The organism is Spirillospora sp. NPDC052242 (assembly GCF_040679555.1).
GTDB lineage: Bacteria > Actinomycetota > Actinomycetes > Streptosporangiales > Streptosporangiaceae > Spirillospora.
Map to the genome: position 1 here is coordinate 1 of NZ_JBFAUZ010000083.1, position 26,187 is coordinate 26,187.

Annotated in this window: 21 protein-coding genes; 12 read left to right on the forward strand and 9 right to left on the reverse strand. The window is 74.4% G+C overall.

Going from position 1 to position 26,187, the window contains the following annotated elements:
- Window positions 1-959: maltotransferase domain-containing protein (locus tag AB0L25_RS39540; protein WP_500178615.1), on the reverse strand; the 959-nt coding region annotated here is incomplete at its 3' end.
- A 472-nt stretch (window positions 960-1,431) separates the two neighbouring features.
- On the opposite strand from AB0L25_RS39540, the gene glgP reads away from it, so the two are divergent.
- Window positions 1,432-4,026, forward strand: coding sequence for an alpha-glucan family phosphorylase (gene glgP, locus AB0L25_RS39545; protein ID WP_500178616.1), 2,595 nt, complete (start codon window positions 1,432-1,434; stop codon window positions 4,024-4,026).
- Here the strand turns inward: glgP and AB0L25_RS39550 are convergent.
- From AB0L25_RS39550 to AB0L25_RS39565, 4 genes are read right to left on the reverse strand one after another with little or no spacing between them, the layout of a single operon-like run.
- Window positions 4,023-4,577 (reverse strand): hypothetical protein, encoded by a 555-nt coding sequence (locus AB0L25_RS39550; protein WP_500178617.1) that lies wholly within the window; start codon window positions 4,575-4,577, stop codon window positions 4,023-4,025. The two genes, glgP and AB0L25_RS39550, sit on opposite strands and share 4 nt — an antisense overlap.
- A 20-nt stretch (window positions 4,578-4,597) precedes the next feature.
- Window positions 4,598-4,837: a helix-turn-helix transcriptional regulator gene (locus AB0L25_RS39555; RefSeq protein ID WP_500178619.1), complete on the reverse strand. Its 240-nt coding sequence runs from the start codon at window positions 4,835-4,837 to the stop codon at window positions 4,598-4,600.
- Window positions 4,838-4,861: 24 nt separating this feature from the next.
- Window positions 4,862-5,719, reverse strand: a complete 858-nt coding sequence (locus AB0L25_RS39560; RefSeq protein ID WP_500178621.1) for an ABC transporter permease — start codon at window positions 5,717-5,719, stop codon at window positions 4,862-4,864.
- A complete protein-coding gene (locus AB0L25_RS39565; RefSeq protein ID WP_500178622.1) occupies window positions 5,716-6,609 on the reverse strand; it encodes an ABC transporter ATP-binding protein in 894 nt (297 codons plus the stop codon). The genes AB0L25_RS39560 and AB0L25_RS39565 overlap by 4 nt, the downstream gene beginning before the upstream one ends.
- A gap of 132 nt (window positions 6,610-6,741) precedes the next feature.
- Here AB0L25_RS39565 and AB0L25_RS39570 point away from each other — a divergent pair, with 132 nt between their 5' ends.
- Window positions 6,742-7,581: a M55 family metallopeptidase gene (locus tag AB0L25_RS39570; RefSeq protein WP_500178623.1), complete on the forward strand. Its 840-nt coding sequence runs from the start codon at window positions 6,742-6,744 to the stop codon at window positions 7,579-7,581.
- On the opposite strand, the gene AB0L25_RS39575 is transcribed toward AB0L25_RS39570, so the two are convergent.
- Window positions 7,578-8,183, reverse strand: coding sequence for a hypothetical protein (locus tag AB0L25_RS39575; RefSeq protein ID WP_500178625.1), 606 nt, complete (start codon window positions 8,181-8,183; stop codon window positions 7,578-7,580). The two genes, AB0L25_RS39570 and AB0L25_RS39575, sit on opposite strands and share 4 nt — an antisense overlap.
- Before the next feature lie 183 nt (window positions 8,184-8,366).
- On the opposite strand from AB0L25_RS39575, the gene AB0L25_RS39580 reads away from it, so the two are divergent.
- On the forward strand, window positions 8,367-10,265 hold the full coding sequence (locus AB0L25_RS39580; RefSeq protein ID WP_500178627.1) for a serine/threonine-protein kinase: 1,899 nt from the start codon (window positions 8,367-8,369) through the stop codon (window positions 10,263-10,265).
- A 21-nt stretch (window positions 10,266-10,286) separates the two neighbouring features.
- Here AB0L25_RS39580 and AB0L25_RS39585 read toward each other — a convergent pair whose 3' ends face one another.
- Both AB0L25_RS39585 and AB0L25_RS39590 read right to left on the reverse strand, forming a co-directional pair.
- Complete coding sequence (locus AB0L25_RS39585; protein ID WP_500178629.1) at window positions 10,287-11,066, reverse strand: SWIM zinc finger family protein; 780 nt, start codon at window positions 11,064-11,066, stop codon at window positions 10,287-10,289.
- Window positions 11,066-14,077, reverse strand: a complete 3,012-nt coding sequence (locus tag AB0L25_RS39590; protein ID WP_500178630.1) for a DEAD/DEAH box helicase — start codon at window positions 14,075-14,077, stop codon at window positions 11,066-11,068. The genes AB0L25_RS39585 and AB0L25_RS39590 overlap by 1 nt, the downstream gene beginning before the upstream one ends.
- Window positions 14,078-14,166: 89 nt before the next feature.
- On the opposite strand from AB0L25_RS39590, the gene AB0L25_RS39595 reads away from it, so the two are divergent.
- Window positions 14,167-14,949, forward strand: coding sequence for an enoyl-CoA hydratase/isomerase family protein (locus AB0L25_RS39595; protein ID WP_500178632.1), 783 nt, complete (start codon window positions 14,167-14,169; stop codon window positions 14,947-14,949).
- Here the strand turns inward: AB0L25_RS39595 and AB0L25_RS39600 are convergent.
- Window positions 14,936-15,325, reverse strand: a complete 390-nt coding sequence (locus AB0L25_RS39600; protein WP_500178634.1) for a winged helix-turn-helix transcriptional regulator — start codon at window positions 15,323-15,325, stop codon at window positions 14,936-14,938. The genes AB0L25_RS39595 and AB0L25_RS39600 overlap by 14 nt on opposite strands.
- 84 nt (window positions 15,326-15,409) lie before the next feature.
- Here AB0L25_RS39600 and AB0L25_RS39605 point away from each other — a divergent pair, with 84 nt between their 5' ends.
- From AB0L25_RS39605 to AB0L25_RS39640, 8 genes are all read left to right on the forward strand, one after another.
- Entirely contained in the window at window positions 15,410-16,057 is a 648-nt protein-coding gene (locus tag AB0L25_RS39605; protein WP_500178635.1) for an NADPH-dependent F420 reductase, read from the forward strand.
- A 70-nt stretch (window positions 16,058-16,127) separates the two neighbouring features.
- Complete coding sequence (locus AB0L25_RS39610; RefSeq protein WP_500178637.1) at window positions 16,128-16,895, forward strand: SDR family NAD(P)-dependent oxidoreductase; 768 nt, start codon at window positions 16,128-16,130, stop codon at window positions 16,893-16,895.
- Between the two features lie 182 nt (window positions 16,896-17,077).
- Entirely contained in the window at window positions 17,078-18,028 is a 951-nt protein-coding gene (locus AB0L25_RS39615) for an acyl-ACP desaturase (protein ID WP_500178639.1), read from the forward strand.
- A 223-nt stretch (window positions 18,029-18,251) separates the two neighbouring features.
- Window positions 18,252-20,168: a protein kinase domain-containing protein gene (locus tag AB0L25_RS39620; protein WP_500178640.1), complete on the forward strand. Its 1,917-nt coding sequence runs from the start codon at window positions 18,252-18,254 to the stop codon at window positions 20,166-20,168.
- Complete coding sequence (locus tag AB0L25_RS39625) at window positions 20,131-22,617, forward strand: protein kinase domain-containing protein (protein ID WP_500178642.1); 2,487 nt, start codon at window positions 20,131-20,133, stop codon at window positions 22,615-22,617. The genes AB0L25_RS39620 and AB0L25_RS39625 overlap by 38 nt, the downstream gene beginning before the upstream one ends.
- A 49-nt stretch (window positions 22,618-22,666) precedes the next feature.
- A complete protein-coding gene (locus AB0L25_RS39630; RefSeq protein WP_500178644.1) occupies window positions 22,667-24,025 on the forward strand; it encodes a protein kinase family protein in 1,359 nt (452 codons plus the stop codon).
- A 279-nt stretch (window positions 24,026-24,304) separates the two neighbouring features.
- Window positions 24,305-25,084 (forward strand): electron transfer flavoprotein subunit beta/FixA family protein, encoded by a 780-nt coding sequence (locus AB0L25_RS39635; protein WP_500178645.1) that lies wholly within the window; start codon window positions 24,305-24,307, stop codon window positions 25,082-25,084.
- 23 nt (window positions 25,085-25,107) lie between these two features.
- Entirely contained in the window at window positions 25,108-26,058 is a 951-nt protein-coding gene (locus AB0L25_RS39640; RefSeq protein WP_500178646.1) for an electron transfer flavoprotein subunit alpha/FixB family protein, read from the forward strand.
- Window positions 26,059-26,187: the final 129 nt, after the last annotated feature.

The window sequence follows — 26,187 nt, forward strand, 5'->3', positions numbered from 1 at the left end:
TCGGGATGCTGCTGCACCCAGGGATGGTCGGGGGAGCACTGCAACGCCAGATCGAGGGCCACTTCCAGGCCGTGGTCGTGGGCGTGGGCGACGAACGCGTCGAAGTCCTCGATCGTCCCCAGATCCGGATGGATCGCGTCGTGGCCGCCGTCTGCTGATCCGATGGCCCAGGGGGATCCGGGGTCGTAGGGTCCGGCGTCCAGGGTGTTGTTCGGCCCCTTACGTTCCGTCCTGCCGATGGGATGGATCGGGGGCAGGTAGACGACGTCGAAGCCCATCTCCGCGATGGCCGCGAGCCGTTTCATCGCGGTGCGGAAGGTGCCCGACATCGGGGGGCGGCGGCCCATCGGGTCGAAGGTGGCGCCTTCGGATCGCGGGAAGAACTCGTACCAAGCCCCGTAAAGCGCCCGCTCCCGGTGCACGGCCAGGGGAAACCACTCCCCGGCCGTGACCAGGTCGCGTAGCGGGTGACGCTCCAGGATCTCGTGGGCTTCCGGGTCGGCGGCCGCGTCCATCCGGTCGCGGACCGGGATCGTCTCGTCGGCGAGGCGGCCGGCGATCCGGGCGAGGGGGGCCGCGTCCTTGGACGGGACGGCGTCGGCCGCGCGCTCGAACAGCTTCGCGCCCTCGGCGAACATCAGCTCGACGTCCTGGCCGGCCGGGATCTTGATCTGGGCGTCGTGCCGCCAGTGCGCGATCGGGTCGCCCCACGCCTCCACCCGGAACGACCACGACCCCGGTTCGGTCGGCGTCACCAGCGCCGCGAACCGATCGGTGCCCGGGGCGACCTCCCGCATCCGCGCGGGCGGGCACTCCTCGCCGTCCGGCGTCCGCAGCACCACCGCGGCGCCCAGCATCTCGTGCCCCTCGCGGAACACGGTCGCCGACACCTCGAACGTCTCGCCCACCACCGCCTTGGCGGGCCACCGGCCGCACCCCACGACCGGCTCCACGTCCATGATCGGAATGCGGCCGATCCCGGGAGCACCGAGCCCCGAAAAAGCGGTCATACGGGACGTTCCGGACTCGACGTGCATGTGGCATCCCCTACCCGTGCGAGGCTTCCGAAACGTCCATGCCCGCGAGCAGGGGCTTACCGCCCCGTAGCTTTGGGTAACTTTACGTAAGTGATCCGCTGCTCAGCGCATCCGTTAGAAAAGGCGTGATCCGGTTAGGGGATGGTCTCCTCGCGTTGGTCGCGCCATGGCCGGACGGCCGCATACCGTGACGACGGGTGACGTCCGCGCCGCGAAACCCTGTGACTACGCTGAGTCATGGTCGGGTTTCGTCTCGAGACCGGAAGAAGCAGAAACGGAGCCGTTCGTTGAGGAACCGTGCGCACCCGGGGTGGTCGGGCTTCGCCCGGACGCCCCTTCGCGGAGCCCGGTTTCCTCCCCGGCCCGGAGGCCGGGGCATCTCCTGGAGGAACCCGTGAAGGCGATACGACGATTCACCGTCCGCACCGTCCTTCCCGAGCCGCTCACGCAGCTCGAGGAACTCGTCCTCAACCTGCGCTGGTCCTGGCACCACGAGACGCTCGACCTGTTCCGGGCCGTGGACCCCGCGCTGTGGAAGGCCGTCGACCACGACCCCGTCCGGCTGCTCGGCGAGGTGTCCCCGGAGCGGCTGGACCGGCTCGCCGAGGACCGCCGCTTCCTGCGCCGCCTCCGGGACGCCGCCGAGGAGCTGCGCGAGTATCTGACGGCGCCCCGCTGGTACCAGACGCGGCCCGGCGTGCCGTCGTCCATCGCGTACTTCTCGCCGGAGTACGGGATCACCGCGGCGCTGCCGCAGTACTCGGGCGGCCTCGGCATCCTGGCGGGCGACCACCTGAAGACCGCCAGCGACCTCGGCGTCCCGATCATCGGGGTGGGCCTGCTGTACCGGCACGGGTACTTCTCGCAGTCGCTGTCGCCGGACGGCTGGCAGCTCGAGCGGTACCCGCCGATCGACCCGAACGGGCTGCCGCTCACCCTGCTGCGCGAGAAGGACGGCGCGCCGGTGCGGGTCCGCATCGGGCTGCCCAAGGGCGGGCCGCTGCACGCACAGGTGTGGCTCGCCCGCGTCGGCCGCGTCCCGCAGCTCCTGCTGGACTCCGACGTCGAGGAGAACGAGCCGTCCGCCCGGGACGTCACCGACCGGCTGTACGGGGGCGGCGGCGACCACCGGCTGCTGCAGGAGATGCTGCTCGGCATCGGCGGGGTCCGCGCGATCCGCGCGTACTGCCGCATCACCGGGCACGCGGCCCCCGAGGTGTTCCACACGAACGAGGGCCACGCCGGGTTCCTCGGCCTGGAGCGCATCCGGGAGCTGGTCGCCGAGCGCGACCTCGCCTTCGACGAGGCCCTGGAGGCGGCCCGCGCGGGCACCGTGTTCACCACGCACACGCCCGTCCCGGCGGGCATCGACCGGTTCCCGCGCGAGCTGGTCGGACGGTACTTCGGCGGGGCCAACGAGGAACCGGCGGTGCCCGTCGACCGGATCCTCGCGCTCGGCGCCGAGGACTACCCCGGCGGCGACCGGACCGTGTTCAACATGGCCGTCATGGGCATGCGGCTCGCGCAGCGCGTCAACGGCGTCAGCGAGCTGCACGGGCGGGTCAGCCGGGAGATGTTCGGCGGCCTGTGGGGCGGGTTCGACACCGCCGAGGTGCCCATCGGGTCGATCACCAACGGCGTCCACGCCGGCACCTGGGTGGCCCGGGAGATCCAGGAGCTCGCCGCCCGCGAGATCCCGTCGCTGGTGGAGACCGGCAGCGGATGGGAGGAGATCCTGTCCCGGCCCGGCACCGAACTGTGGCGGGTGCGGGGCGTGCTGCGCCGCCGCCTGGTCCTGGACGCGCGGCGGCGGCTGCGCGAGTCGTGGCGGCAGCGCGGGGCCAGCGAGGCCGAGACGTCCTGGATCGACGACGCCCTCGACCCCGACGTCCTGACGATCGGGTTCGCGCGGCGCGTCCCGTCCTACAAGCGGCTCACGCTGATGATGCGCGACCCCGCCCGGCTCCGCCGCATCCTGCTGGACCCGCAGCGGCCCGTGCAGATCGTCATCGCGGGGAAGGCGCACCCGGCGGACGAGGGCGGCAAGCGGCTCATCCAGGAGATCGTCCGGTTCGCCGACGCCGAGGACGTCCGGCACCGCATCGTGTTCCTGCCCGACTACGACATGGACCTCGGACGCCTCCTCGTGCAGGGCTGCGACGTGTGGATGAACAATCCGCTGCGCCCGCTGGAGGCCTGCGGGACGTCCGGGATGAAGGCGGCGCTGAACGGCGCGCTGAACCTGTCGGTGCGGGACGGCTGGTGGGACGAGTGGTACGACGGGCAGAACGGCTGGTCGATCCCGTCCGCCGACGGCCTCGCCGCACCGGACCGGCGCGACGAGCTGGAGGCCGCCGCGCTGTACGAGCTGATCGAGGACCACGTCGCCGTCACGTTCTACGACCGCGACTCGGCCGGGCTGCCGCGCCGCTGGCTGGAGATGGTGAAGCACACGATCGCGACGCTCGGCCCGAAGGTCCTCGCGACCCGGATGGTCCGCGACTACGTCGAGCAGTACTACACCCCGGCCGCCGGGTCGGCCCGCGCGATGGCCGCCGACGGGTACGCGGGCGCCCGCGAGCTGGCCGCGTGGAAGCGGCGGGTCGCGCAGGCGTGGCCGGGCGTCACCGTCGAGCACGTCGACGGCGGCGGGGACGACAGCCCGCACGCCGGCGCGCGGATGCCGGTCCGGGTCGTCGTCGACCTCGGCGGGCTCGACCCCGCCGACGTCGCCGTCGAGGTCGCCTTCGGGCGGGTCGACGCGTCCGACACGCTCGTCGACCCGGCGTACCTGGAGCTCGGCGGCGCGGAGAAGGCCGACGGCGGGCGGCTCCGGTACGCGGGGGAGATCCCGCTCGGGCGCAGCGGCGCGTTCGGCTACAGCGTCCGCGTCGTGCCGAGCCATCCGCGGCTGTCCGGACGGGCCGAACTGGGGCTCGTCGCGCTGCCGCCCGCGCCCCACGGCATGACGAACGGGGACCTGCGCTAACGCTCGTCGAGGTCGTCCGGGTCGTCCAGGTCGTCCTCGTCGTCGGGCGGCGGGTCGGGCAGCCGCCAGCCGGCGACGAGGACGGGCAGCGCCAGGTGCGTGCTGAACAGCGCCACGACGCCGGTGACGATCGCCGCCATCGGGATGAACGTGCCGCGGTCCCCCTCGACGCCCAGCACCACCACCACCAGGACGACCAGCAGCATCAGCATCGTCCGGTGCGCGATCGTGTAGGCGCGGAGCCGGTCGGCGACCTGCCGTTCGTCGAGCCGGTCCTCGGCCAGCGAGGTCGTCCCGCGGGTGGCGATGTTCAGCGCGCCGTACACCGGCACCACGATCACGACGTAGCCGATGAACAGCCCGATCGTCCAGTACATCGCGGTGTCGCTGGGCGCCAGGTGCCACGACACGACCGTCCCGGCCCACGGCATCGCCAGCCCCAGCGCGCCCGCCGCGACGGTGACGCGGCGTCGCGTCCGGGTCCGGTGCCAGGACCGCAGGCGGTCCTCCTCGAGACTCTTCTCCTGGGTCCTCGCCCATCGATCGGCCAACCGCCGCACTGTCGCCCCCCTCACCCGGTGCTCCCCAGCCTCGGGAACGGCGCCAGCGAGAACACGACCTCCACCGGCACCTCGAAGAACTCCGCGATCCGCAGCGCGAGGTGCAGGCTCGGGCTGTACTCGCCGCGCTCCAGATACCCGATCGTCTGGTAGTGGACGCCCAGCGACTGCGCCAGATCGCGGCGCGACACGCCCCGTTCGGCGCGCAGCACCGCGATCCGGTTGTAGACGGTCTCCTTGTCCCCTGGCACCGCCCCAGTCTCCCGCACTCCCGCTCAGAGCGCGCCCTGCGCGGCGCGCCTCTCCTGGGCCCGCGCCAGCCGCGTCCCCGACTCGCGGCGCGCGGCGCGCAGCAGCAGGACGGGCGCCAGCAGCAGCCCGAGCAGCGACCAGGCGCCCAGCACCGCCGCGGCCTCCGCGAGGCGCCAGCTCCCGCCGATCTCGGCGGCCAGCATCGCGTCGGGCAGGAACACCGACCGCAGGCCGAGCCCCTGCCAGTACAGCGGGAACGCCTGCGCGACCCACTGGACGGGCTCGGGCATCGCCGTCACCGGGAACATCACGCCCGAGACGAGCATCAGGCCCATCATCGGCAGCGACAGGATGCCGGCCGCGTTGCGCGCGCCCGGCAGCAGTGCGCCCAGCGCGGCGCCGAGCGGGACGACCGACAGCGTGCCAAGGACGAGCACCCACGCCAGCGTCAGCCAGTCGCCGACGGCGGTGGGCAGGTCCAGCCCGGCGAACGCGACGCCCGCGACCAGCATCAGCGCGATGTACGTGGCGATCTGCGCGAGGACGTACACCGCGCGCCCGATCAGGTACGCGGGGACGCCGTTCGGGACCGTCCGCATCCGCAGCAGCGTCCCCTCCTCGCGGTCCGCCGCGATCGACATCGGGAGGCTCAGCAGCCCCGCCGTGTACACCGCGAACGCGACGAACCCGGCCGTCATCAGCACGGCCTGCGACGCGCCCGCCGCGCCCTGCACGTCGTGCCCGCCCTGCCACAGGACGAGCGCCAGGTAGACGCCGACCGTCCCGATCAGCGCGCTGACGAACTCCTGCCGGTTCCGCAGGAACTGCATGTACTCGGCCCGCCCCCGGCGGAGCCCGATCTTCGCGATCCGGATGTTCACGCGGCCCTCCCGCTCTCGAGGATCTCTCGCTTCTCGGTGCCGTCCCGGCCGGTGGCGACCAGGCCGAGGTAGGTGTCCTCCAGGGACGCCCGCCGGACCTCCAGCCCCGGCACCGGCCCGCCGAACCGCCGGTGCAGCTCGAACGCGAGCCGCGACGGGTCGGACGTCCGCTCGCCGCGCGGCTCGCCGTCCTCCACCCAGCGGACCTCCGACGACGCCTGCGCGGTCGCCGCCAGGCTCGCCGGCGTCCCGCACGCCATGACCTCCCCGCCGACCAGGATCGCGATCCGGCCGGCGAGCCGCTCGGCCTCCGCGAGGTCGTGCGTGGTGAGCAGCACCGCCATGCCCTCGTCCCGCGCGAGCCGCTCGACCAGCTCGTGGAACTCGCGGCGCGCCTGCGGGTCGAACCCGGTCGTCGGCTCGTCCAGGAAGAGCAGCTCGGGGCGGCCGACGATGCCGAGCGCGACGTCCAGCCGGCGCCGCTGCCCGCCCGACAGCCGGGAGACCATCTGCCCCGCCTGCCCGGTCAGGCCCATGACGGCCAGCAGCTCGTCGGGGTCGCGCGGCCGCTCGTACAGCGACGCGACGTGCGTGAGCAGCTCCCGGGCGCCCCAGCGCGGGTGGTCCCGCCAGTTCTGCAGGACGATCCCGAGCCGCGCCCGCCACGCGTTGCCGCCCGTCCCAGGGTCGGTGCCGAGCACCCGGACGTCGCCGGACGACCGCCGCCGGAACCCCTCGAGGATCTCGATGGTCGTCGTCTTGCCCGCCCCGTTCGGCCCGAGCAGCGCCACGACCTCGCCCGCCGCGACGTCCAGGTCGACCCCGCGCAGCACCTCCGTGCGCCCGTACGTCATGCGCAGGTCGCGGGCCTGCACCACCGGCTCGCCCATCCGTCCCCCTCCATAGTGGTCCTCGGACCATGTGCCGTGCCTCTACTGCGAACGATAGCAGAAGTACTACATCCCATCGCAGTCGTGCGAGGAGGCGTGCGCGGAGGGGCCCGGCGGGGCACCATGACGGTCATGAAGGTCTTCGTTTCGGTCGACATGGAGGGCGTCTCGGGACTCACCGACCCCGAGGAGATGCGCGCGGGCGGGCGCGGCTACGAGCGCGGCTGCGAGCTGATGACCGGCGACGCCAACGCCGCGGTCCGCGCCGCGTTCGACGCCGGGGCGGAGAGCGTCGTCGTCACCGACGCGCACGGCGGCGGCCGCAACCTGCGCGCCGACCTCATCGACGAGCGGTGCACGCTTGTCCGCGGCCCCTACAAGCCGATGCGCATGGGCGAGGGCCTCGACCCGACCTTCGACGTCGCGCTCTACGTCGGGTACCACGCGCGCGCCGGCGCGGAACGCGGCGTCCTCAACCACACGTGGATGGGCCGGGAGATCCAGAACCTCTACCTCAACGGGGAGGTCGCGGGGGAGATCCGGCTGATGGCCGGGTACGCGGGTTCCCTCGGCGTCCCGATCGGCCTCGTCGCCGGGGACGAGGCCGCGTGCGCCGAGGCGCGGGACGTCCTCGGCGACGTCCCGACGGTCGCCGTCAAGCGGGGCCTCGACCGGTACGCCGCCGAGCTGATCCCGCCGGCGCGCGCGCAGCAGCGCATCTACGAGACCGCGCTGCGCTCGCTGCGGGACGAACGGTGGCGGCAGCTCACCGTGCCCGCGCCCTACACCCTCGCGGTCGAATGGAACGCGACGGCGATCGCGCAGTCGTGCGCGGTCATCCCGGGCGTCCGCCTCGCCGGCCCGCGCACCACCGAGCTCACGACCGACGACTACGCCGACGTCGTCGGCCTGCTCGGCGTCTGCGCGACGATCGCGGGCGAGGTCGGCTGCACGGGCCGCAACTACGGCTAGTGCCTGCGGTGGCGCCCGCCCAGGTAGCTCTCGAAGAACGCCAGCCGGCGCCGCACCTCGGCCATGAGCATGCCGAGATCGGTGGGCCGGTCGTGCTGGAAGTAGCCCTTGACGAAGTACTCGACCGGCCCGGGCGGCGAGTACTCCGGAACCGCCAGCGGCTCCGGCACCGCGGTTCCGGCGTCGAGACGTTCGACGCAGACGGCGCACAACGCGCGCGGGGCGGTCGCGTTGCGGAACACCAGGTCGCGGTGGTCAGACGCGGGCTCGTGCAGCGGGTTGCGCCAGCAGAACACGGTGGAGGCGTCCACCGGCACGCCCGCGCGCAGCGCCCGCACCCCGGCGCGGGCCAGGACGATCACCGCGAGGCGCTCGCCGCTGCCGGATCGGCCCTCGTGCCCCGACCCGTACCGGCCGATCGCCTCCGCCAGCTCCAGGCACTCGGCGGCCTGCGCGCGCGCCGGGCCGTCCGGGACGCCGCCCGCCAGCTCCTCGCGCAGGGTCTCGAGTTCGAGCTTGCCGGTCTTGTTCAGCTCCGTCTCGTTGAGCCGCTCGTACGGTTTCGGCGGCTTCTCGCCGCGCTGGAAGATCCCTCGGAGCATGCGCTCGAACCCCGATTCCGCCGCCCGGGACATGTCAGTTCACGACAGAATATAGGGGGCGAAAGTGATCTAGGTCGAGATTCCGCCGCGTGCGCCGCGCGGAGTCCGTATCGGCGACGGGCGCGCTCTATCCTGCCCGCAGAAGATCGACGGACCGGATGTTCGACGGACGAAGGGTGCGCCGTGGAGGCACTTGGCCCCGATGACCCGCGCGGTGCAGGGGCGTACCGGCTGATCGCCCGGCTGGGCGCGGGCGGGATGGGACGGGTGTTCCTCGGCCGGTCCGCGCGCGGGCGCATGGTCGCGGTGAAGCTCGTCCACCCGGACCTGGCCGGCGACCCCGAGTTCCGGCGCCGGTTCCGGCACGAGGTCGCCGCGGCCCGCAAGGTCGGCGGCGAGTGGACCGCGGCCGTCCTGGACGCCGACACCGAGTCCGACGCGCCCTGGGTCGCGACGGCCTACGTGCCGGGCCCCAGCCTGCGGGAGGTCGTCGACGCGCACGGGCCGCTGCCCGAGGCGTCCGTCCGCGCCCTGGCCGACGGGCTCGCGCGGGCGCTGCGGGCCGTCCACGGCCACGACCTCATCCACCGCGACGTGAAACCGACGAACGTACTCGTCACGATCGACGGGCCCCGGCTCATCGACTTCGGCATCGCGCGCTCGGGCGACGGCGACGTCGCCACCCGGACGGGCGTGCTCGTCGGCTCGCCCGGGTTCATGTCGCCCGAACAGGTGCGCGGCACGCCGCTCACCCCGGCGTCCGACGTCTTCTCGCTCGGCGCGGTGCTGGCGTTCGCCGCGACCGGACGGCCCCCGTTCGACGGCGCCGCCGATGTCCGGCTGTACCGGCTCGTGTTCGAGGCGCCCGACCTCGACGGCGTCGACGGGCCCGTCCGCGACCTGATCGAGCGCTGCCTGGCCAAGGAACCGGACGCGCGGCCCGCGCTCGGCGAACTCCTCACCGAGCCGCCCGAGGACACCTGGCTCCCGGCCGCCGTCGTCGCGGACCTGGGCCGCCACGCCGCCCGCCTCCTCGACTTCGAGGACCCGCACGCCGAACCCCCCGCCCCGATCGCGCCGACCCCCGCCGTACCGCCGCACACACCGCCGCCGACACCGTCACCGACACCGCCGCCGACACCGCCGCCGGGCCCGCCGCCCGGCGTGCTCCACGGCCCGCCGCCCGGACCGCCGCCGGGGCGGACCGGCCCCGCCGCGCCCGCGCGCTCGCGGACGCCGCTCTACCTCGCGATGGGCGCCGCGGCGACGGTCGCCGTGGTCGCGGCGGCCCTGGTGTTCATCCTCGCGCAGGACGACGGCCGCGGCGGCGGCGCGCACGCGGACGGGCGCTCCGGCGGCCCGGCGCCGTCCGGGACCGTGACCGGCAGGAGCGCGAACGGCGGGAACGCGCAGGACGAAGCCGGGGCGATCCCCCGCGAACTGCTCGGCACCTGGGAGGGCGGCACCGCGAGCGCCACGTCCCGGATACGGCGGTTCACCGTCGCGCAGGGCGAGGTCGGCGAGGCCGTCGTCACGCTCCGCTCGGTCGGCGAGGACATCCTGTGCGAGTACGAGGGACGGCTGCTGTACGGCGGGTCCACCGTCGGCCTGGACGTCCGCCGGACCCGCGCCGTCCCCGGCGGATGCGCGGAGAGCACGGAGATCACCCTCACCCGCGAGGGGGAGCGGGTCCGCTGGCGGGACGGCGAGGCGTCCGGCGTGCTCACCCCGGCCCGGCGCGGCGACGTCCCCGCGCAGTACCGGGGCACCTGGGAGGGGACCGTCGGGCGGCCCACGGCGGACGAGCCGGACCCGCCCCGCAAGCGGTTCGAGCTGACCGCCGGGACCGTCGGGACCGAGGCCGTCAAGATCACCGTCTCCGGCGGCGGCCAGTCCACGTGCGAGGCCATGGCCGTGCTGGTGTCCGCCGAGGACGACATCCTCGTCTACTCGAGCCGCCTGCTCACCCACACGTCCCAGTGCAGCCTGGCCGGCCTGCAGAAGCTCACCCCGCGCGCCGACGGAACCCTGTTCTGGGAGGTTCCGGAGTCGGGGCAGTCGGGCGCCCTGCGGCGGGCCTGACCCGGCGAACCGTCCCCGGGCTCACTCCTCCCCGGCGAGCGCCTCGTACGCGGGGGCCAGGACGTCCGTGAGCGGGCGGCGCCGCACCTTGACCGGCGGCGGCGCCGCGACCCGCAGCACGAACCCGGGCGGGACGGGCGGTGCCGCGCGGCGCTCGCGGAGCCGCGCGAGCCCCGACGGCGCCGTCCAGAAACCGTCCGCCGTCAGCGGCTCGTCGTCCATGTCGAGCGGGTCGGGCTCGGTGGCCGAACCGCGGCGGAGGGCCGCCAGCAGCGCGTCCCGTCCCCGCCCGTTCCACTCCAGGATCAGGAACGGGTCGTCGTCGAACGCCTCCGCCAGCAGGTAGAGGACGGCCGCCGCGTGCTTGCACGGGTCGCCCCAGTCGGGGCAGTCGCACATCAGGTGCAGGTCGGCGGCCGACCCGGGGAACAGCGCCAGCCCCAGCTCGGCGAACACCCACTCGATCTCCGGGGGCATCTCGCCCGCGAGGAGCCGCGCCCGGAACACCGCGCGGGACGCCAGTTCCGCCTCGGCCGCCCGCCAGCCCGCCGCGTCGATCGCCTCGATGCCGAGCGCCACCGTGTACGGCTCGGGCGCCGAGCCGTGCACCTTCGCCGTCACCTCGTACGCCGCGACCTTCAGGTCCGTCACGTTGCCCTTGCGCGCGTACGTCCGGCCGCGCGCGAGGCGGCCCTGGTCGGCGAACGACTCGACGAGGTCGATGAACCGCCGCGACCACCACCGCTCGCCGATCGACCCGCGCCGGTTGCGGGCCCGGATCCCGTCGCCCGGGACGTCCATCAGCCGCTCACCGCCCCCGGGTCGAGCCGCAGGACGTCCCGCAGCTCGGCGACCGACAGCTCGGTCAGCCAGTCCTCGCCGGTGCCGACGATCGACTCGGCGAGGGCCTTCTTGCGCTCGATCATCTCGTCGACGCGCTCCTCCATCGTCCCCGCGCAGATGAACTTGCGGACCTGCACGTTGCGGGTCTGCCCGATGCGGAACGCCCGGTCGGTGGCCTGGTCCTCGACGGCCGGGTTCCACCAGCGGTCGACGTGCACGACGTGGTTCGCGGCCGTCAGCGTCAGGCCCGTCCCGGCCGCCTTCAGCGACAGCAGGAACACCGCCGGTTCGGGGTCGTGCTGGAAGTGCCGCACCAGGTCGTCGCGCGCCTGCTTGGACGTCCCGCCGTGCAGCCACAGGACCGGACGTTCGAGGTGCGCCGCCAGGTACGGCTGGAGCATCGACCCGAACTCGGCGTACTGCGTGAACACGAGCGCCTTCTCACCCTGCTCGACGATCTCGGCGCAGATCTCCTCGAGCCGCTCCAGCTTCCCGGAGCGGCCCGGCAGCCGCGACCCGTCCTTGAGGAGCTGCGCCGGATGGTTGCAGACCTGCTTGAGCTTCGCCATCGTCGCGAGGACGAGCCCGCGCCGCTGCTTCTCGTCGGCCTCGGCGATCTGCGCGAGCATGTCGTCCACGGTCGCCCGGTACAGCGACGCCTGCTCGGCCGTCAGGTTGCAGTAGACCTTGATCTCCTGCTTCTCCGGCAGGTCCGAGATGATCGACTTGTCGGTCTTGAGGCGGCGCAGGACGAACGGCTGCGTGGCCCGCTTCAGCGCGGCCGCCGCCCGCTCGTCCCCCTCCTTCTCGATCGGCACCGCGAACCGCCGCCGGAACTCCGCGCGCGGCCCGAGCAGCCCCGGGTTCGCGAACTCCATGATCGACCACAGTTCGGTCAGGTGGTTCTCCACCGGCGTGCCGGTCAGCGCGATCCGGCTGCGCGCCGGGATGCTCCGCACCGCCCGCGCCTGCCGCGTCGCGCTGTTCTTCAGCGCCTGCGCCTCGTCGCAGACGACCCGCTCCCAGCCGACCGCCGCGAGCGCCTCGGCGTCCCGCGCGGCCGTCCCGTACGTCGTCAGCACCAGGTCGGCCTCGGCCGCGGCCCGCGCCACGTCGTCCCCGCGGTGCCGGGACGTCCCGTGGTGCACGTACACGCGCAGCTTCGGCGCGAACCGCGCCGCCTCCCGCTCCCAGTTCCCCACCAGCGACATCGGCAGGATCGCGAGGGTCGGGCCGGGGCGGGGGGCGCCGTCCCGGCGCTCGTGCACCAGCAGCGACAGGATGGAGATCGTCTTGCCGAGCCCCATGTCGTCCGCGAGCAGGGCGCCCAGCCCCAGATCGTTCATGAACGACAGCCAAGACAATCCGCGTTCCTGGTAGGGGCGCAGCTCGGCGTCCAGCTCGTCCGGGGTGCGCATCGGGACGAGGCGGCGGTCGGCCTCGCCGGACAGCAGGTCGCCGAAGGCGCCGTCGGCGTCGACGCCGACGAGCGGGAGGGCGTCGTCGCCCGCGTGGACGATCGCGCGGATCGCCTCGGCGGCCGACATCCGGCCCCGCCGGGGCTGCCGCAGGAAGTCGAGCGCCGCCTCGAGCTGCTCCCGGTCGAGCTCCACCCACTGGCCGCGCAGCCGGACGAGCGGCGTCTTCAGCCGCGCGAGCTCCTCCAGCTCGTCCTCGTCGACGGTCTCGTCGCCGATCGCCAGATCCCAGCGGAAGTCGATCATGGCCTTGAGGTCGAAGCCCGACGGGGCCGCCGCGCCGGACGCCGCCTCCGGGTCCTCGGTGCGGGTGGTGAGCCTCATCCCGAGCTTCGCCTTGCCCGCCCACTGCGGCAGCAGGACGCCGAACCCCGCGGCGGCCAGCATCGGCGCGGCCTCCCGCAGGAACCGGAACGCGCCCGCGGTGTCGAGGACGAGCTCGTCCGGCACGGGGGAGTCGAGGGCGGGCGCCAGGTCGGGGAACAGGCGCAGGGCGCGGCCGAGGCCGGTGAGCAGCGTCTCCTCGGCGTCCGCGATGGTGGGGGCGTCGCCCGCCCACACCAGGGACGCCGGGACGTACAGGCTCGGGTCGTCGGTGCCCTGCAGCGCGAACTCGACCCGCCACGCGTCGTCGCCGCGGGGCTCCCGCGACTCGCCGGTCTCGTACTCGTCCGCGCCCGGTTCGGCGAGCCGGAAGCACACCCGCAGGGGCCCGGACGGACGGCGCGCGGCGGCGGCCCACGCGTCCAGTTCGGCGATCAGCTCGTCGGGGTCGTCGCGGGGCTCGCGGGCGACCTCGGCGGACGGGCCGGTGAGCGCCGCCACCCAGCGTTCGGCGAGCGGCAGGCGGTCGGGGACCGCCCCGCGCCGGGCGGGCAGCAGGGGGTGCGGGACGACGCCCCGGACCGCCGTGTCGACGAGCCCCGACAGCGCCTCGCGCAGGACGTGCGCGGCGGGGCGGCCGCCGTCGGCGGCGCGGCACGCGGCGGGCATCGCCCGGACCAGCGCGCGGAACCGCGCGGGGTCGTCCAGGACGGGCCGCCACCGGGCCACCAGGTCGCCGTCCTCGCGCAGCAGCGCGGGCAGCACGTGGCCGCGCCCGGCGAGGGACACGGCCTCCTCGGCGAGCAGGCACAGGAACCGCAGGTCGGTGCCGGGGATCACGTCGCCGCTGTGCTCGGCGGCCTGCAGCAGGGCCATCGCCGGGAACGGCTCCAGCACCAGCGCCGGGACGCGCCACGGCCGCAGCCCGGGTTCGCCCGCCACCGGTTCGGGCCCGAGTTCGGCCGACGGCAGCGGATGGTCGCCGGCGGTGGGCAGCGCGAGCGCGAGCTCGACCCGGGCGGCGCCGCGGACGAGCGGCTCGTAGGAGGTGCCGGTGAAGTCGCGGGTGGCGAACGGGTGGACGTCCCCGGACGGCTCGTGCGGGCCGGTGCGCTCGGCCCACAGGCACAGCGCACCGCCGTGCCAGGTGGCGTGTCCGACGAGCATGGACACCGAAGTTACCAGCGGTGCCCGACGGTCCCGCGCGGCTTGTTAGGTTCGGGAGGTCGTAAATCCGCCGGATCATGGAGGCGTTCGTGGGCGAGTTCGTTCGGGTCGAGATCGAGGACGGGATCGCGACGATCAGGCTGGACCGTCCGAAGATGAACGCGCTGGACGCCGCGATGCAGCGGGAGCTGGTCGACGCGGCCCGGCAGGTGTCGGAGGACGGCACCGTCGCCGCGGTGATCCTCTACGGCGGGGAGAAGGTGTTCGCGGCGGGCGCGGACATCAAGGAGATGGCCGGGATGTCGGCCGCCGAGATGACCGCGGGCCACTCCCACCTCCTGCAGAACTTCACCAAGGCCCTCGCGGGCATCCCCAAGCCGGTCATCGCGGCGATCACCGGGTACGCGCTCGGCGGCGGCCTGGAGGTCGCGCTGACCGCCGACTTCCGGGTGCTGGGCGAGGGCGCGAAGGTGGGGCAGCCGGAGATTCAGCTCGGCATCATCCCCGGCGCGGGCGGCACCCAGCGGCTCGCCCGGCTCGTCGGCCCCGCCAAGGCCAAGGACCTGATCTTCTCCGGGCGGCACGTCAGGGCGGACGAGGCGCTCGCGATCGGCCTCGCCGACCGGGTCGTCCCCGACGCGGACGTCTACCCGGCGGCGCGCGAGTGGGCGGCGACGTTCGTCGGCGGCCCGGCCCTCGCGCTGCGCGCCGCCAAGCAGGCGATCGACGAGGGCCTGGAGGCCGACCTGGACACGGGCCTGGAGATCGAGCGCGTCCGGTTCTCCGCCCTGTTCGCCACCGAGGACCAGGCGAACGGCATGAAGAGCTTCATGGAGGAGGGCCCCGGCAAGGCCAAGTTCACCGGCCGCTGACCTTCGCGCTCTCCCGCGCCTCCTCCCGGACGGCCTGGGCGTCGAGCACCTCGTCGGCGTAGCGCTCGGTCCACCGGCCGAGCGCGTCGAGGGGCTCGATCAGCCCGCGCCCCGGGCCGGTCAGCCCGTACTCGACGCGCGGCGGCGCCTCGGCGTAGCGGCGGCGCGTCACCAGGCCGTTCGCCTCGAGGCGCCGCAGCGTCTGGGTGAGGACCTTGTGGCTGATGCCGCCGATCCGCTCGCGCAGGTCGCCGGGGCGCATCGGGCCGTCCCGCAGGGTCCACAGCACGACGCCCGTCCAGGTGCCGGAGAGCAGATCGAGGCCGAGCCGGGTCCGGCAGTCGGCGGTGAACTCGTCCATGATCTCGTTGGACATCCTGCCTCCTCCGATACGCACCGGATGGTGCGCGATGACCCGCCTAGCGTCCCGTCCGACGGTAATCGACCGGAGGAGGACGATATGCGGATCGGTGTGCTCGGCGCGGGGAACATGGCGGACGCCCTCGCGGGGCAGTGGGTGCGGGCGGGGCACGACGTGCGGATCGGCGCGCGGACGCCCGCGAAGGCGGCGGCGCTCGCGGGGCGGCTCGGCTGCGCGGGCGGCGCGCTGCGGGACGCGGCGGAGTTCGGCGAGACGGTCCTGCTCGCCGTCGCCCACGACGGGTCGATGGACGCGCTGCGGGACGCGGGCGCGGCGGAGGGCGTCCTGGCGGGACGGGTCCTGATCGACTGCACGAACCCGATGGCGCCGCCGTTCGAGGCGCTGCTGACGGACGGCGGCCCGTCGGCGGCGCGCCGGATCGCCGACGCGTCCGGCGCGCGGGTCGTCAAGGCGTTCACCCTGTGCCCCGATCCCGTGTGGCGGATGACGCCGCCGGCGTTCGGCGGGCGCCCGCTCGGGGTGCCGCTGTGCGGCGACGACGAGGACGCTCTGGAGACCGTCCGGGAGCTGGTGCGGGACCTCGGGTGCGTCCCGATGCGCGGCGGGAGCCTGGCGCGCGCCGCCCTGCTGGAGGCCGCGGCCGCGTTCACCGTCGGCCTGCTGGCCGCGGGCGAGGACCCGGCCGCGATGATCCCCCCGGTCGCGTTCATGGGGGAGCCGCGGTAGCGCGCGGGGCCGCGCCCTTTTCGCGCGTGTTCCCCGGACGGGCGAAGATCGCCCGATAGGCTCGGCGCCCATGCGGCAGGCGTACCGAACGGCGCTCGTGACGGGCGCGTCCAGCGGGATCGGGGAGAGCTTCGCGCGGCTCCTCGCCGAGCGGGGCGCCGACCTCGTGCTCGTGGCGCGCCGGACCGGCCTGCTGGACGGCCTGGCCCGCGAGCTCGTCGAGCGGTACCGGGTCGGGGTGGAGGTCCTCGCGGCCGACCTCACCGACCCGGAGCGGCGCGGCGAGGTCGAGCGGCGGCTCCGCGACGAGCCGGTCGAGCTGCTGGTGAACAACGCCGGGTACGGCGCATTCGGGGCGTTCGCCGAGGAGCCGCTGGAGAACCAGCTCGCGCAGATCGAGCTGAACGTGACCGCGCTGGTCCGGCTGACGCGCGCGGCGCTGCCGGGGATGGTGGAGCGCGGCCGCGGCGGGGTGCTGAACGTCGCGTCGGTCGCCGGGTTCGCGCCGTCGCCGGGCAGCGCGACGTACGGGGCGACGAAGGCGTACGTGGCGTCCTTCTCGGAGAGCCTGCACGCGGAGGTCGCGGGGAAGGGCGTGCACGTGACGGCGCTGTGCCCCGGGTTCACGCGGACGGACGAGGCGTCGGCCGCGAACCTGCTGTGGCTGCGGCGCGACGACGTGGCCCGCGCCGGGCTGGAGGCGGTCGCGGCGGGGCGGGCGCTGTGCGTCCCCGGCGCCCAGTACAAGGCGGTGATGCCCGCGCTGCGGATGCTGCCCCGGCCGCTGCTGCGGGCGGCGGCCGGCCGGATGTGGAAGCAGGCCGCCGACACGCGGTGAGGGGCCCCGGACGGCCCGTCCCGAGCGCGCGGTGCGCCGTGAGCAGCAAAGGAGGGGCGTGCGTTTCGTCCGGGTCTACAAAAGTCGCGCGCGGTTGATTGTTCTCGGAGTTACTTGACGGCGGTACCGCGGACTCGCGACCATCGAACCTACGGTTCAGTAAGTTAGGAGCGAGGAAGCACATGTCCGAGAGCCCCGAGAAGAAGTTCCAGCACGGCCTCCTGCTCGAGCTCGAGCAGGTCGTCGAGAAGGAACTGGACCGCCACCTGTCGATGGCCAAGGAGTGGTTCCCGCACCAGTACGTGCCGTGGAGCGAGGGCCGCGACTACGACGGGCCCCTCGGCGGCGAGGAGTGGTCGCTGGAGCAGTCCAAGCTCAGCCAGGAGGCCCGCGAGTCGCTGATCGTCAACCTCCTCACCGAGGACAACCTGCCCGGCTACCACAACGCGATCGCGACCGTCTTCGGCCAGGAGGGCGCCTGGGGCGCCTGGGTCAACCGGTGGACGGCCGAGGAGAACCGGCACGGCATCGTCCTGCGCGACTACCTCACCGTCACCCGCGCCGTCGACCCGATCGCGCTCGAGCGCGCCCGCATGCAGCACATGGAGCAGGGCTACGCGGCCACGCACGGCGACTCGTTTCTGCACGGCACGGCGTACGTCTCGTTCCAGGAGCTGGCCACCCGCGTCTCGCACCGCAACACCGGCAGGGCGTCCGGCGACCCGGTCTGCGAGCAGATGATGGTCCGCATCGCCGCCGACGAGAACCTGCACATGATCTTCTACCGGAACCTGCTGGGCGCCGCGCTGGAGATCGCCCCGAACGAGACGATGCGGGCGATCACCGACGTCGTCAAGGCGTTCGAGATGCCCGGCACCGGCATCGAGGGGTTCCTCAAGAAGTCCGTGATCATCGCGAACGCCGGCATCTACGACCTGCGCCTGCACCACGACGACGTCCTCGTCCCGGTGCTGCGCAAGTGGAAGGTGTGGGACCGCACCGACCTGACCGGCGACGGCGACAAGGCCCGCGACGAGCTGAACGACTTCCTGCGGCAGCTCGACGCCGCCGCGACCAAGTTCGAGACCCGACGCGAGGAGCGCCGCGCCCGCAGGGCCGCCCGCGAGTCCTGACGCGCCACGACGGCCCGGCCCCCGGCCGTCCCGCCGCGACCCCGCCCCGACCTCGCGATCCCCGATTTCTTCACCCTCCCTTCACCCGGGATGTCGTCCGAGCCGGAACCCGACAGGGGGTCGGCGGCGTCAAAGAGGACGTGAGAGAACTCAGGAGGAGGGGCGGCGACCTCCTGTCGGCATCCTTTCGGGGAGCGTGCGAAGGGTAGGGTTTTCGCAAACGATGAGGGGAGCTGTCACGTCCGGGGACCGAATCGGCCACTACAGCGTGCTCCAGACTCTCGGGGAAGGGGGCATGGGCGTCGTCTATCTCGGCGCCGACCCCGAGGGGCGCAACGTGGCCATCAAGGTGCTGCGGCCCGCGGTCGCGGGCGACGCCACGGCGCGCCGCCGGCTGGCCCGCGAGGTCGACTCGATGCGGCGCGTGCACAGCCCCCACGTCGCCGAGATCCTCGACGCCGACGTCACCGCCGAGCAGCCGTACATCGTCACCCAGTACGTTCCGGGCCGCACCCTCGAGGAGGTCGTCGAGGAGAACGGCCCCATCGACGGGACCGACCTGCAGCGCCTCGCGGTCGGGCTGGCGTCCGCGCTGTCGGCCATCCACGGCGCGGGGATCGTGCACCGCGACCTCAAGCCCGCGAACGTCATGCTGATGGACGGCGGCGAGCCCGTCGTCATCGACTTCGGCATCGCGCAGGCGGCCGACGCGACGCGGCTCACCGCGACCGGCATGGTGATCGGCACGCCCGGCTACCTCGCCCCCGAGATCATCGAGGGGCACGAGGCGGGCCCGCACTCGGACGTGCACGCGTGGGCGGGCTCGCTCGCGTTCGCCGCGACCGGCCGCCCGCCGTTCGGCTCCGGCACCTTCGAGGCGATTTTCTACAAGATCATGGCCGGTCAGCCGGACCTGGACGGCGTGCCCGCGCCGATCCTGCCGGTGCTGCGCGCGGCGATCGCCCGCGACCCGTCCGAACGGCCGAAGGCCGTCGACCTCGTCCAGCTCACCCGGCGGCTCCACTTCGACTCCACCGTCACCGACCAGACCCGCGTGGACCGGCACTACCCCGGCGCCGCGGCGGGGGCCGCGGGAGCGGCGGCGGGTGCGGCGGCCGCCGGTGCCGCCGTCGGCGACGACCCCGACCAGGCCGGGCAGTTCAGCATGCCCCCGGGCGCGGGGGAGGGCCCCGAGCGGACGGCGACGCCGCCGCCGATGCCCGCGCCGGCGCCCGTCCACGCCCAGCCCAGCGACTTCGTCGGGCAGCTGCCCCCGGCCGCGCCGCCGCCCGCGCCGCCGCCGCCCGAGTACGCGCCGGGTCCGTACGACCGGTACGGGGCGCCGGACCAGTACGGGCAGCAGGGCGGGTACGCGCAGCCGTACCCGCCGCAGGAGCGGTACCCGGAGCCCTACCCGCCGCGCGGGGGGCTGCAGCGGCGGCCGCCCGAGCAGCCGCCGCAGCACGATCCGCGCGCGGCCCGGGACGAGCGGACGCGCGACGACCGGACCCGCGACGACCGGGAGGCGCGCAAGCCCTACGGCTGGTACCGGATCATCAGCTTCCTCGTCCTGGTCGCGCTGCTCGGCTTCGCGAACATCGCGCCGCTGCTCGCCGTCGCCGTCACCCTCGGCGGGGTGCTGGTGCTGCGGATGGGCGACAAGGCCGCCAAGGGCATGGAGGGACGGCAGACCCGGCGCGGCCCGCGCTCCGGCGACGCGTTCGCGGCGGCGATCCGGACGCCGCTGCACCTGCCGGGCGCCCTCACGATGACCGCGCTGCTGTCGGCGCTCAGCCTGCTCGCGGGCGTCGTCCTGCTCGCGGTCCTGATCTTCGCGGATCCCGACATGACCGCCTCCCGGGCCATCGCCTGGTCGGCGATGCTGGTGATCGTGCTCATGTCGCTGGCCCCGGGCAGCGGCGCGCCGCGCCGGCAGCTCGCCCGGGTCTGGGGCGCGCTCATGCCGCGCGCCGAGGCCGCCCTCATCGGCGCGCTGATCATCGGGATCTTCGCGGCCGTGCTCGTCGGCCTGTCCCGCCAGCAGCCCCCGGACACCACACCGCTGGACGGAATGAGCCAGAACCTGGAGAGCCTGCGCAGCGATGTCCACGACCTCGTCTCCGGGGTCCCGTTCGTCTGACGGAGCCTGGAGCCCCCCGCCGACGTCCGGTTCCCCGCCCCCGAGCGGACCGCCCGCCGGTCCGCCGCCGTCCCCGCGGCCCGCGCCCGTCCCGCAGCCCGCGCACGCGCGCCCCGGCGGGGAACTGCCCGCGGCGATCGGGCCGTACCGCCCGCTGGAGCTGATCGGCGCGGGCGGGATGGGGCAGGTCTTCCGCGCCACCGACCCGCGCGGCGGCACGTACGCCGTCAAGATCCTGCACCCCCACCTGGTGGACCAGGGCGACTCGCGGGCCCGGCTGCGCCGCGAGGTCGAGACGATGGGCCGCGTCACCACCCCGCGCGTCGCCGAGATCGTCGAGTTCGACGTGGACGCCCGCGTCCCGTACATCGTCACCCGGTACGTCGAGGGCCGCTCCCTGCAGGACGCCGTCCGCGAGGGGCGCGTCGCGAACGGCGCGGCGCTGTGGCGGATCGCGGTCGGGACGGCCGAGGCGCTCGAGGCCGTCCACCGCGCGGGCGTCGTGCACCGCGACATCAAGCCCGGCAACGTCCTGCTGGAGGGCGGCGAGCCGGTCGTCATCGACTTCGGCATCTCGCAGGGCGTGGGCGACACGCGCCTGACCAGCACCGGCGTGCGCGCGGGCACGTGGCGGTACCTGTCGCCGGAGCTGCTGGAGGGCCACGACGCGGGCCCGGCCGCCGACGTGTTCGCATGGGCGGCGACCGTCGCGTACGCCGCGACCGGCCGCGACCTGTACGACGCGCCGAACGACGCGGCCGTCTGCCTGCGGATCATCCGCGGCGACCACGACCTGAGCGACGTCCCGGCGGAGCTGCGGCCGCTGCTGGAGGAGGCGCTCGCCGCCGACCCAGCCGCCCGGCCGTCCGCGGAGCACCTGGTGCGGCGGCTGCGCGCGCTGCGCCCCGACTCGATCGGGCTGCGCGCGTCCGGCGGCAGCCAGCCGTCCGTGCGGGGGCCGGTCCGGTCGCGGCCGCTCGACCCGATCGGCCCGTACCGGCCGCTGCAGCGGCTCGGGCGCGGCGGCATGGGCGAGGTGTTCCTCGCCCGCGCCGACGACGGCCGGATGGTCGCGGTCAAGATGCTGCACGCGGCGCTGCCCGCCGAGTTCCAGGCCCGCGACCGGCTGCGCCGCGAGGTCGAGGCGATGCGGCGGATCAACAGCCGGTACGTGGTGGAGCTGGTCGACCACGACCTGGACGCCGACCAGCCGTACATCGTCACCCGGTACGTCGAGGGCACCTCGCTGCTGGAGACCGTCAAGGGCCGCGGTCCGCTGCCCCGGGACGGGCTGCTGCGGCTCGCCGGGGGCCTGGCGGAGGCGCTCGCGGCGGTCCACGCGGCCGAGAGCGTGCACCGCGACGTCAACCCCGGCAACGTGATGCTGGTCGCGGGCTCCCCGGTGCTGATCGACTTCGGCATCGCGTACCTGTCGGGCGCGACGCGGCTGACGCAGGGCCCGATGGGGACGCCCGGGTACGTGTCGCCCGAGGTGCTGGAGGGACGCCCGTCGGGCCCGCCCACGGACGTGTTCGGCTGGGCCGCGACGATCGCGTTCGCCGCGACCGGGCGCCGCGCGTACGAGGCGACGAGCCCGGCCGCGTTCGTCCGCCGGGTGCTGACCGGCTGGCCGGACCTCGCGGGCATCGAGCCCGACCTGAAGGAGGTCCTGCAGGACGCGCTGGCCCGCGACCCCGCGGACCGTCCGGACGCGCAGGAGCTCGCCGCCCGGTTCGCGAACCCGGGGTCGATCGCGCCCCGGCTCAACCTGCGGCCCGCGCCGAAGCCGGAGCCGGAGCCCGAACCGCCGCCGCGGCCGGCGCCGCGGCCCCCCGCGGACCAGGTCGTCGCGGGCCGCGCCGCGTTCGCCCGGTCCGGGTTCGCGCTGACGGTGTCGGTGATCGAGGTGTCGCTGGCGGAGGCGAAGCGGGAGCTGGTCGCCGCCGAGCGCGCCCACGCCAAGGGCGGGTCGTGGATCGAGCACGGGCACGCCGCGAAGTACGCGCAGAAGGCGCTGGCCGCCGCCGGGCGCGCCGCGCGCGACGCCCAGACCGGTACCGGCATCCCCGCGAACGGTCCGCGCCTCGCCGAGATCTACCGGGCGGCGAGCCTGTACGGCCGGCACGCGCAGGCCGTCCTGCAGAAGCAGCCGGTGATGCCGGGGCGGCTCGTGGACATCCGGCGGGTCGTCGGGCTGCTGCAGAGCGCCCGGTTCACCCGCGTCCGGTTCAAGGAGGGCTACGACCCCGCCGAGGTGGACGAGTTCGTCGCGCGGGCCCTCGGCTGGCTGACCGGCGACCGCCGCGCCCTCGCCGAGGTGATCGGCGCCGACGACGTCCGCGCCCGGACGTTCACGCTGCGCCGCCTCCGCGAGACCTACGTGAAGGCGGAGGTCGACGCGTTCCTCGCCGCGCTCGAGACGGAACTGCGCCGCACCGGCTACGCCTGACCGCGCGGTCCGGGACGCGGGCGGCGGAGATCGGTAGGGTGCCGACCATATGATCGGCGAACACATCGGCCCGTACCGGCTGCTGTCCTCGCTGGGCGGCGGTGCCGGGGCCGTCCACCGCGCCACCGGCCCGGACGGCCGCGACGTGGCGATCCGTGCCCTGCCCGCGGGCGCCGCGCCCGACATCGCGCGGATGCGGGAGGTGCGCAGCCCGTACGTGGTGGACGTCCTCGACGGCGAAGCCGCCGGTGACGCTGTCGGCGAAGCCGCTGGGGCGGGGTCGTCCGGTGCCGGCTACGTGGTGACGCGGCTGGTGCCGGGGCGCCCGCTCGCGGACGCCGTCGCGGAGCGGGGCCCGCTGGCGGGGGCGGCGCTGCACCGGTTGGCGCTCGGCCTCGCCAAGGCGATCGCCGCGATCCACGACGCGGGCCTCGCGCACGGCGACCTGCGCCCCGGGACGGTGCTGCTGGTGGACGACGCCCCCGTCGTCATCGACTTCGGGCTCGTCCCGGGCGCCGATCCGGCCGACGACGTCCGCGCGTGGGCCGCCGCGGTGCTGTTCGCGGCCGTGGACCCGGCCGCCGTCCCGGCGGGCCTGCGCCCGCTGGTGGAGGCCGCCGCGTCCGCCGACCGGGCGGCCCGCCCGGCGTCCGCCGAGCTGGCCGCGGCGGTCGCGCGGCTGGAGCCGCCGCCCGGCGAGGGCCCGGGGGTGAACGTCCGGCGCCCGGCGCCCGAGGCGACGCCCGCACCGCCGCCGTCCGGGACGCCGCCGGACACAGCACGCACGGACACGGCACGCACGGACACAGGACGCACGGACACAGGACGCACGGAAACAGCGCGCACGGACGCGGACGCGCACCGGCTCGCCGTCGCGCGGGGCTGGTCCCGGCTGCTCGCCGCCATGGTCGTGGTGATCGCCGTGGGTGCGGCGATGATGATGCCGGTCGCCGGGCTGGCGCTGTCGCTGGCCGCGGTGACCTGGCTGCGCGCGGTCACGGCGGTCTCGTTCCGGGACTGGACGCTCGCGTTCGGCCGGACGCTGGCGACCGTCCCGTACGCGGCGGCGTGCACGGTCGCGGTGCCGCCTGCGCTGCTCGCCGCCACGGTGTTCGGCGTCGAGATCGACGCGCTCGCCGCGTGCGCGTTCGGCGCGGGCGCGGGCGCGGCCGTCCTGTGGACGGCGCCGGGCGTGCGGGGGCCGCGCCGCAGGCTGGAGCGGATGTTCCTGCGGATCGCCGGCTCGCCCCGGACGATCGCGGGGCTCGGCGCCGTGCTCGCGGTGCTGACGCTGGCGGCGGTGGTCGGCGCGCTGTCGCTGACGCCGAGCTTCGCGCCGATGTACGGGCTGGCCGGCTGGCTGGAGAGCACCCTGGACCGACTGCACGGGGCGTTCGACCGCGTGTGACGTGTGAGGTGCGTCACGTCCGATTTCTGGGTGAGACCGGCACGCCGGGCGCCCCATCGACGTGGGTAAGGTCTCACCACCTGGGATTTGCCGCTAGGCTACTCGCGGGTAACATTCGACTGGGCACGGCCGAAACGGGGACCCGGATCCGAAGGGCGTTCGGGTGTTTGGCAGGCTGTGACCAACGAAAACGCACGTCCGCGTCGACCCGTCATGGGCGGCGCCCCTCTGTCCGCTGCCCCAGCGGCCAACCGAGTGCAGGGAGGTCGGCCACCGGCCATGAACATCGTCGTCCTGGTGAAGCAGGTTCCCGATACGGAGAGCCCGCGCAAGCTGAAGTCCGATGACAGCACGCTCGACCGCGCTGCCGCGGACGGTGTCATCAACGAGCTCGATGAGTACGCCATCGAAGAGGCGCTGCGCATCAAGGAGGCCCAGGGCGGCGAGGTGACCGTTCTGACCATGGGCCCGGACAAGGCGACGGAGTCGATCCGCAAGTCGCTGGCCATGGGCGCCGACAAGGCCGTCCACCTCGTCGACGAGGCCCTCGCCGGCTCCGACGCGCTGCAGACGTCCTACGCCATCCAGCAGGCCCTCGGCCGCACCGAGTTCGACCTGGTCGTCCTCGGCTCGGAGTCCACCGACGCGCGCACCGGCGTGCTCGCCGCGATGCTCGCCGAGCGGCTCGGCGTGCCGCAGCTCTCGCTCGCCAACAAGGTCGAGATCGAGGGCTCGTCCATCAAGATCCAGCGGCAGACCGACTACGGCTACGACAAGGTCGAGGCGACCCTGCCGGCCGTGGTCAGCGTCGTCGAGAAGATCAACGAGCCGCGCTACCCCTCCTTCAAGGGGATCATGGCGGCCAAGAAGAAGCCGGTCGAGACGCTCGGCATCGCCGACGCCGGCATCGACGCCGCGCAGGTCGGCGTCGCGAACGCGGCCACCGAGGTGGTCGACTTCGCCGACGCCCCGCCGCGCGCGCAGGGTCAGATCGTCACCGACGAGGGCGACGGCGGCGCGAAGATCGCCGAGTTCCTCGCGTCGAAGAAGTTCGTCTGACCGGGGAAGGGGATTCAAGAACCATGGCTGAGATTCTCGTCCTCGTCGACCACGTCGACGGTGAGGTCAAGAAGGTCACCCTCGAGCTGCTGACGCTGGCGAACCGCCTCGGCGAGGCCGCCGCCGTATGGGTCGGCCCCGGCTACGAGAACGCCAAGGACAGGCTCGCCGAGTACGGCGCCGGCAAGGTCTACGTGGCCGCCGACGAGGAGCTCACCTCCTACGTCGTGGCCCCGAAGGCGACGCTGCTCGCCCAGCTCGTGTCCGAGAAGTCCCCGGCCGCCGTGCTCGTCGCCGCCACCGGCGAGGGCAAGGAGATCGCCGGCCGGCTCGCGGTGAAGACCGGCTCCGGCGTGCTCACCGACGTCGTGGACGTCACCGACGGCTTCGTCGCCGAGCACTCGATCTTCGGCGGCGGCGTCATCGCGCACGCCAAGGTCAAGACCGGCACGCCGATCATCGCGGTCCGCCCGAACTCCATCGCCCCCGAGGCGAACGCGGCCACCCCGGCCGAGGAGCAGGTGTCGGTCACCCTGTCGGACGCCGACAAGGGCGCCAAGATCGTCGAGAAGGTCGTGCAGGAGAAGGGCGAGCGCCCGGACCTGACCGAGGCCGCGATCGTCGTGTCCGGCGGGCGCGGCGTCGGCGGCGCCGAGAACTTCTCGATCATCGAGGGCCTGGCCGACTCGCTCGGCGCGGCCGTCGGCGCCTCCCGCGCCGCGACCGACGCCGGCTGGTACCCGCACTCGTTCCAGGTCGGCCAGACCGGCAAGACCGTGTCGCCGCAGCTGTACGTCGCGGTCGGCATCTCCGGCGCCATCCAGCACCGGGCCGGCATGCAGACCTCGAAGACCATCGTCGCCATCAACAAGGACCCCGAGGCGCCGATCTTCGAGCTCGTCGACTACGGCGTGGTCGGCGACCTGTTCCAGGTCGCGCCGCAGCTCACCGAGGAGATCAACAAGCGCAAGTGAGCGCCTGACGACTCCTCCCGGACGCCCCGGACGGTTCGGGCCCGGCGCGGTCGCGAGCGTCGCGGCGCTCGCCGTCGTCGCGGCGGGGCTCGGCACGTGGACGGCGCGGTGGACGTCGGTCGGCAAGGG

Coding starts and splice junctions, on each gene's coding strand:
- AB0L25_RS39565 (WP_500178622.1), bottom strand. CDS start 6,609: ATGGGCGAGCCGGTGGTGCAGGCCCGCGACCTGCGCATGACGTACGGG.
- AB0L25_RS39570 (WP_500178623.1), top strand. CDS start 6,742: ATGAAGGTCTTCGTTTCGGTCGACATGGAGGGCGTCTCGGGACTCACC.
- AB0L25_RS39575 (WP_500178625.1), bottom strand. CDS start 8,183: ATGCTCCGAGGGATCTTCCAGCGCGGCGAGAAGCCGCCGAAACCGTAC.
- AB0L25_RS39585 (WP_500178629.1), bottom strand. CDS start 11,066: ATGGACGTCCCGGGCGACGGGATCCGGGCCCGCAACCGGCGCGGGTCG.
- AB0L25_RS39590 (WP_500178630.1), bottom strand. CDS start 14,077: ATGCTCGTCGGACACGCCACCTGGCACGGCGGTGCGCTGTGCCTGTGG.
- AB0L25_RS39600 (WP_500178634.1), bottom strand. CDS start 15,325: ATGTCCAACGAGATCATGGACGAGTTCACCGCCGACTGCCGGACCCGG.
- AB0L25_RS39605 (WP_500178635.1), top strand. CDS start 15,410: ATGCGGATCGGTGTGCTCGGCGCGGGGAACATGGCGGACGCCCTCGCG.
- AB0L25_RS39610 (WP_500178637.1), top strand. CDS start 16,128: ATGCGGCAGGCGTACCGAACGGCGCTCGTGACGGGCGCGTCCAGCGGG.
- AB0L25_RS39615 (WP_500178639.1), top strand. CDS start 17,078: ATGTCCGAGAGCCCCGAGAAGAAGTTCCAGCACGGCCTCCTGCTCGAG.
- AB0L25_RS39620 (WP_500178640.1), top strand. CDS start 18,252: ATGAGGGGAGCTGTCACGTCCGGGGACCGAATCGGCCACTACAGCGTG.
- AB0L25_RS39625 (WP_500178642.1), top strand. CDS start 20,131: ATGTCCACGACCTCGTCTCCGGGGTCCCGTTCGTCTGACGGAGCCTGG.
- AB0L25_RS39630 (WP_500178644.1), top strand. CDS start 22,667: ATGATCGGCGAACACATCGGCCCGTACCGGCTGCTGTCCTCGCTGGGC.
- AB0L25_RS39635 (WP_500178645.1), top strand. CDS start 24,305: ATGAACATCGTCGTCCTGGTGAAGCAGGTTCCCGATACGGAGAGCCCG.
- AB0L25_RS39640 (WP_500178646.1), top strand. CDS start 25,108: ATGGCTGAGATTCTCGTCCTCGTCGACCACGTCGACGGTGAGGTCAAG.